This window comes from Nonomuraea sp. NPDC050643 (assembly GCF_040654715.1).
In the GTDB taxonomy this organism is placed as follows: Bacteria; Actinomycetota; Actinomycetes; order Streptosporangiales; family Streptosporangiaceae; genus Nonomuraea.
This window is the reverse complement of the sequence record NZ_JBFAIM010000108.1, coordinates 23875-30262: the sequence shown is the minus strand read 5'-3', so window position 1 is coordinate 30262 and position 6388 is coordinate 23875. Positions and strand designations below refer to the sequence as shown.

The 6388-nt window shown below is 69.5% G+C and carries 6 protein-coding genes; 3 read left to right on the top strand and 3 right to left on the bottom strand.

Translation table 11 applies throughout. The features are described 5' to 3' along the window. Nucleotides 1-1257: 1257 nt before the first annotated feature. The gene (locus AB0I15_RS63490) at nt 1258-1701 is read right to left on the bottom strand and encodes a MarR family transcriptional regulator (protein ID WP_358119489.1); all 444 of its coding nucleotides are present in this window, start codon (nt 1699-1701) and stop codon (nt 1258-1260) included. A 102-nt stretch (nt 1702-1803) separates the two neighbouring features. Between AB0I15_RS63490 and AB0I15_RS63485 the strand changes: the two genes are divergently transcribed. Both AB0I15_RS63485 and AB0I15_RS63480 read left to right on the top strand, forming a co-directional pair. Then, nucleotides 1804-2187: a PPOX class F420-dependent oxidoreductase gene (locus AB0I15_RS63485; RefSeq protein ID WP_358119486.1), complete on the top strand. Its 384-nt coding sequence runs from the start codon at nt 1804-1806 to the stop codon at nt 2185-2187. 17 nt (nt 2188-2204) lie between these two features. Then, nucleotides 2205-2810, top strand: a complete 606-nt coding sequence (locus tag AB0I15_RS63480) for a hypothetical protein (RefSeq protein ID WP_358119484.1) — start codon at nt 2205-2207, stop codon at nt 2808-2810. Nucleotides 2811-2920: 110 nt separating this feature from the next. On the opposite strand, the gene AB0I15_RS63475 is transcribed toward AB0I15_RS63480, so the two are convergent. Then, nucleotides 2921-3520, bottom strand: a complete 600-nt coding sequence (locus AB0I15_RS63475; RefSeq protein WP_358119482.1) for an HAD family phosphatase — start codon at nt 3518-3520, stop codon at nt 2921-2923. 32 nt (nt 3521-3552) lie between these two features. Here AB0I15_RS63475 and AB0I15_RS63470 point away from each other — a divergent pair, with 32 nt between their 5' ends. Next, complete coding sequence (locus AB0I15_RS63470; protein ID WP_358119479.1) at nt 3553-4998, top strand: glycosyltransferase family 39 protein; 1446 nt, start codon at nt 3553-3555, stop codon at nt 4996-4998. A 112-nt stretch (nt 4999-5110) separates the two neighbouring features. On the opposite strand, the gene tyrS is transcribed toward AB0I15_RS63470, so the two are convergent. Further along, the gene (tyrS, locus tag AB0I15_RS63465) at nt 5111-6376 is read right to left on the bottom strand and encodes a tyrosine--tRNA ligase (RefSeq protein WP_358119476.1); all 1266 of its coding nucleotides are present in this window, start codon (nt 6374-6376) and stop codon (nt 5111-5113) included. Nucleotides 6377-6388: the final 12 nt, after the last annotated feature.

Genomic DNA, 6388 nt, shown 5'->3' with positions numbered 1-6388 from the left:
AGGAATCCGCCAAATAAACCATCTTGACGGGGTTGTGCATCATGCACTGGCTTTTAACACACTGTTGAGTTCTCAAGAAACGGACGCGTACATCCGGCAGAGACTCACTTAAAGTGATCTCTACCTAGAGGCGCTATCTCGCTCGTCTCTATCTTATCGGATTGTCCAGCTTCGTGTCAAATCCGGAGACTTGTATGAAGCTGATCGAATCTTCCAAGATTGTGCTGCCCCGTTCTGGGGCAACCCTCGTAACTTACCGTGTCACTCGGCTCGTGTCGAATCAACCGATTTTCCGGTGAGTCGACGCGCACCCAGAGACGACCCGTGCGGGAGCGCGCCGAAGCTGCTCTGCCGAGTGGCTCGTCATTTTAAGGGCTTTGCCCTGGGGCCCGTCCGCCAGATCGGCGTCCGGCTCACTCCCGGGGCGAAGTGAAAGATTAGGTCGCGATCCGCGACACGTCAAATCGCCTCGCCAGGGATGGGCTGCGGGCATGGGCATGGCCTATGAAGATCCGCCTGCTGAGCTGGGAGATCGGCGTGATCGGCGTAATCGGCGTGGGGCGTTGCCACGGCGGCGGCATGTTGCGCGCCGACTCGGCTGCATCGCGCGACGGGCGGGATGACGGAGGGGGTACGGGCGGATCCGCGCCAGGGCATGGGTGCGGGCTGCAGCGGTGCCGTCATTCGGTTGCGTGGCTGGGGTTCCGCATGGCGTGCGATGTGGAGGGCATGGTGAGTCGTGCCAGAGCCTGGTGCGGGTACTGGACGCGGCATGTCTCCCAGGGCTGGGCGCGCATTGTGAGCGCGATGCCGTCGTAGCGAAGCGGGGCTCATACCTTCGGCACGGTGCCGCAGCGTCGAGGCGAGGTGCACGGCTGGGACAGCGGAGGTGGAGCGCACGCCTTGGACGGCGAGGCAGGGTGCACGCCTTTGGCAGGGTGTCGTCGCCTCAAGGCGAGGCGCGCGCTCTGGACTTGGGGTTGTCGCCCCGAAGCTGGGCGCGGTACGCGTTTCGGACGGGCTCGCGCCACTGCCGTGCGTGCTGCGCGCGGCCGGTGGAATGAGGAGGCCGACCTGGTGCGACACGACGCACAAACACGACGGTCGTCTGATGAGACGACCTCACCGACGCTCCCCTGCGGTCTGTGGTTCAGAATGCGTGTGGCTCGCCCCGCACCACCGACCGCGCGCACTAACCGCGCGCACCGACCGCGCGCCACCGAGCATCGGCGGCTCACACGGTCAGGCGTCCGCGGGTCAGAGCTCGGGAGTGACGCGGGCGATGGCGTCGTTGCACCGGCTCAGCAGATCCCGCAGCATGCTGCGCTCGTCCGCGCTGAACTCGTCCGCGATCGCCCGCTCGATCACCAGAGCCCGCCGATCCGCCTCCTCCAGCGCCGTACGCCCGGTCTCCGTCAGCCGGGTCTCCAGGACGTTGCGGTGCCATGGGTGCGGGGAGCGCTCGATGAGCCCGCGTTCCTCCAGGTTCTTGAGCACCACGGTCATGGCCTGCGGTGTGACCAGGCAGGCTCTCGCCAGTGCCGCGCCCGAGATGCCGGGGTTGTCGGCGAGGGCGAAGAGGGCCGCGTACTGGGGGACGGTCAGGCCGGCGGGTCGTACGGCGGCCTGCTTGGCGGCGATCAGGACCTGCTCGGCGCGCTTGATGTCCAGACCGAGCCGTTCCTCCGCGGGGATCCCCATATGGCCGACCCTACAAGCTCATACGATGATTCGAACCTTGATGATTATCAAAGCTTTGATACAGTGCCCGAACCCCACCAGAAACCCGGAAAGGAAAGCGCGATGATCCCTGAAAGCCATCTGGACCTGCTGACCCGCCCTCTCTTCGCCCACCTGGCGACGATCGGCCCGGACGGAGCACCCCAGGTGAACCCGGTCTGGACGATCTGGGACGGGGAGTTCTTGCGGTTCACGACCACGACGGATCGCCGCAAGTGCCGGAACGTCATGGAAAATCCGCAGGTGGCGGTCTCCATCAACGACCCTGAGCAGCCGTACCGTTATGTGGAGATCCGTGGCGAGGTCGCGCGGGTCGAGCCGGACCCGTCGGGTGACTTCTTCGATGTGCTGGCCCGCCGCTACGGCCTGGACTACGAACGGCCCGTCGGCGACGCCGAACGGCGGGTGGTGATCGTGATGAGGCCGGTACGGATCACCAAGCAGTGACGCGGAGGTGAGCGAGGTTGGGCAGGGCGGCGCTCGGGGTGAAGGATCACTGTGGCTGGGCGGTGCTGGTGGCGGTCGGCGGCGCGGCCGGGGCGCCTGAGGTGCTGCTACGTGAGCGGGTGACGCTCCTCGCCGATCCCTCGCTGCCCGACCAGCCCTATCACGCCGCCGCCGGTCTCGATCCCGGCGCGGCCGGCGAGCTGATCGCCCGCGTGGAACGAGCCGCCGGTACGGCCTCCCGCGACGCCCTCGCCACGGCCGCGGGAAAACTGGCCGAAGCGGGGCACGAGGTGCTCGGCGTCGCCCTGGATCTGGGCGCGGTCGGCGCCGGGCGGATGGCGCTGCCCGGTGCGCTGGCCGAGGTGCTGGCCAGGCACCACTACCTGCACGGCGCCGAGGGAGAGCTCTACCACGAGGCCCTGGCGGAGGCGGCGCGGGCGGAAGGGCTGGCGGTGATCCGCTACGACTTCAAGGAGCTCCGCGTCACGGCTGCCCGAGTACTCGGGCCTGCCGTGACGGCGCGGGTGGACGGGTTACGCGCCCAGGTCGGCCCGCCGTGGACGCGCGACCACAAGGACGCCACGCTGGCGGCCCTGCTCGTATTGGACGGCGAAGGGCATTAGGTCCCCGCCCCAGCGCGAGGTCGGAGGTCCGAGGTCTCCGGCCGGTAATTCGTCGAAGGCGCACGTCAAGGTCTCGGTCCGAGGTGCCCGGGATCGAGCGCCGGAGCGGCCTACCGTCCGAGGTCGCGCGCGAGCGCCCGTACCTGCTCCGGTGATTCGAAGACCTCGGCCGCCATCCCGGCCTCCCGCGCCGCGAGCACGTTGACCTCGTTGTCGTCGAAGAACAGGACGTCCCGGGGCGTCACCCCCATCCGCTCCGCACAGATCTCGTACGCCCGCCGCTCCGGCTTGGCCACCCCGATCCGGCATGAATACGTCAAACTGGCGAACCTGCCCAGCCAGTCGCCATGCCCCGACTCCCAGACCGGCACCAGGTCCTCGATGATGTTCGACAGCAGTCCGAGCCGGTGCCCCTGATCCGCCAGTTCGTGCACCACCTCGACCATGGCGGCGTCCACGTGGGACCAACTGCCCAGGTCGGCGGCGACGAGGGCGGGCACGTCCGCGAAACGCGTCCCCAGCCGCTCCCCCACCGCCTCCCAGTAGGCGGCACTGTCCTGACCCGCGTCATAAGCGGGCCGGCAGGCCCAGTACGCCTCCCAGAACCCCTCGCCCGGCACGCCCGCCAGCCCGGCGATCCGCTCCCGCGCCTCCGGCGACTGAGTACGGGCGATCACGCCATAGAGGTCGAACACGATCACATTCGCCATACTCCCGACCCTACGGCGCGTATCCTGCCCCGGTGACCACTGCCGCCACCCTCGCACCCCCGGCTCGCCCGGCCGAACGTCTCCGCACGTCACCCCCCTGGTGGATGGGGTTGATCGCCGGGATCGCGGCGTTCTCGGGCTCGGGCGCCGCCACTCTGAACGGCGACGAGCTGGCCACCATCAGCTCCGCGTCCCGGTCCCTGCCCGGGATGTTCGAGCTGGCGCGGCACATCGACGGTCATTTCCTCCCCTACTACCTGTTCATGCACCTCTGGTCGAAGGTGGGCACGGCCGAGCTGTGGTTGCGGCTGCCGTCGGCGGTGGCGATCGGCGTGACGGCCTGGTTCCTGGTCGAGCTGGGCCGTCGCCTGCACAGCACGCGGGCGGGCGTGATCGCCGCGGCCGTCTTCGCGATCCTGCCCTCGGTGTCCTACTACGGGGCCTTCGCCAGGTCGTACGCGTTCGCGGCGGCCGCGGTCGTCTTCTCGTTCTGGGCGCTGCACCGGGCCCTCGACCGTCCCACGGGCCGGCGGTGGGTGCTGTACGGGGTGGCGATCGCGCTCGTGTGCTCGACGCACCTGTTCGCGGTGCTGGTCCTGCCCGCGCACCTGCTGCCGGCACGGCGGGCGGTGCTCATGCCCATGCTGGCCGCGCTGGCGATCGGCTGCGTGCCCGCCGCCGTCCTGGGGCTGATCGGGTACGGGGAGCGGCACGCGATCAGCTGGATCCCGCAGCGCGGGCCGGAGGTGTGGCTGAAGTTCCCGAAGATGGCGGCGGGGTCGACCGGGCTCGGCGTGCTGCTGTTCGCGATCGCGCTGGCCGGGGCGGCGCTGTGGTGGACGACGGCCCGGCGTGAGCGCACGTGGGCGTACGTGCTGGTGGCCTGGCTGGTGCTGCCGCCCGTGCTGCTGCTCGCGGTGTCGCACCTGCTCACTCCGGTGTACGTGGACCGCTACCTCTTCGTCACCGCCCCGGCGCTGGCGCTCCTGGCGGGGCTGGCCGTGGCCTGTCTGCCCCGGTTCCACGTGGTGGCGGCGGTGGTGGTCGTGGCGCTCGGGTGCGCGCTGGCCTTCGCCGACCATGTGGAGATCCGGGAGGAGAACGGGCGGTTCGAGAACATTCCGTGGGCACTGCGGGTGATCAAGGCCGAGCCCGACGACGCGATCGTGTACGGGCAGAGCCAGTTGCGGAACGGGTTCGATTACTACGCCGATTCCCTGATGCCCGTTGACGTCCTGCGGTCGGGGGATTCGCCCGATGCCGATGGGTTCGGATATCCGGAGCGGTCCGATGTCTCCGCCGTCCTGGACGGGCGGGAGCGGGTTTGGGTCGTGTGGCGGGGGACGAAGCAGTCGGGGCTGGAGGGTGACGGGATCCCTCGGGTCGGTGAGGTGGAGAAGGCCGGGTTCGAGCTGGACGTGGCCAAGCATTCGGGGGATCTGCCGGGGCTGACGGTGGCGCTGTTCACCCGCCGGTGAACCTCTGAGCGAGATCCGGACGCGCCATCCGAAAAGCGAACGCCAGCGGGCCCTCCGCACCGCGAAGGGCCCGCCCCAGGCCGACGACCGTGTAAGGCCGTCCGCCCGGGGGTCAGCCGACCTCGACGCCGCCGATCGACTTCTTGCCGCGGCGCAGCACCAGGAAGCGCCCGGCCAGCAGGTCGTCGGCGGTCGGGACGTACGACTCGTCGGTGATCTTGACGTTGTTCAGGTACGCCCCGCCCTCCTTGACCGCCCGCCGCGCCGCCGACTTGGACTCCACCAGCCCGCTGTCGGCCAGCAGGTCGACCAGCGGCGCGCCGAGCGCGGGGACGGCGGCCTTGGGGACCTCCGCCAGGGCGGCCTCCAGCGTGGCGGCGGGCAACTCCTCCAGCGAGCCCTGCCCGAACAGGGCCTTGGAGGCGGCCACCACCGCGGCCAGTTCGTCGGCGCCGTGCAGCAGCACGGTGAGGTCCTCGGCCAGCGTGCGCTGGGCCTCGCGGGCGAAGGGACGCTCGGCGACGGCCTTCTCCAGCGCCTCGATCTCCTCGCGGCTCCGGAACGTGAACACCTTGAGGTAGTGGATCACGTCGCGGTCGTCGGCGTTGAGGAAGTACTGGTAGAAGGCGTACGGGGAGGTCATCGCGGGGTCGAGCCAGAGCGCTCCGCCCGCCGTCTTGCCGAACTTGGTGCCGTCGGCCTTGGTGATCAGCGGCTGGGTGAGCACGTGGACGTGCCCGCCCTCGATGCGGCGGATCAGGTCGGCGCCGGCGGTGATGTTGCCCCACTGGTCGCTGCCGCCGATCTGCAGCGAGCAGTTGTAGCGGCGGTAGAGCTCGAGGTAGTCGTTGGCCTGCAAAATCTGGTAGCTGAACTCGGTGTAGCTGAGGCCCTCGCCCGCCAGGCGCGCGGAGACCGACTCCCTGGCCAGCATGCGGTTGACCGGGAAGTGCTTGCCGATGTCGCGCAGGAAGTCGATGGCGCTCAGCTCGCCGGTCCAGTCGAGGTTGCTGACCAGGCGCGCCGGGTTTCGTTCGGCGTCGAAGTCGAGGAACTTGCCGACCTGGCCGCGCAGGCGCTCGACCCACTCGGCGACGATGTCGCTGGAGTTGAGCGAGCGCTCGGTGTTGCGGCCGCTGGGGTCGCCGATCAGGCCGGTGGCGCCGCCGACCAGGCCGATCGGGCGGTGGCCGGCGAGCTGGAGGCGGCGCAGCGTGAGCAGCGGCACGAAGTGACCGATGTGCAGGGACGGCGCGGTCGGGTCGAAGCCGGAATAGACCGTGATCGGCTCCTTGGCCATGGCCGCGCGCAGGGCGTCAAGGTCGGTGGATTGCGCGATCAGGCCCCGCCACGCGAGGTCGTCAAGGATGTCGGTCACGGTGATCTGGCT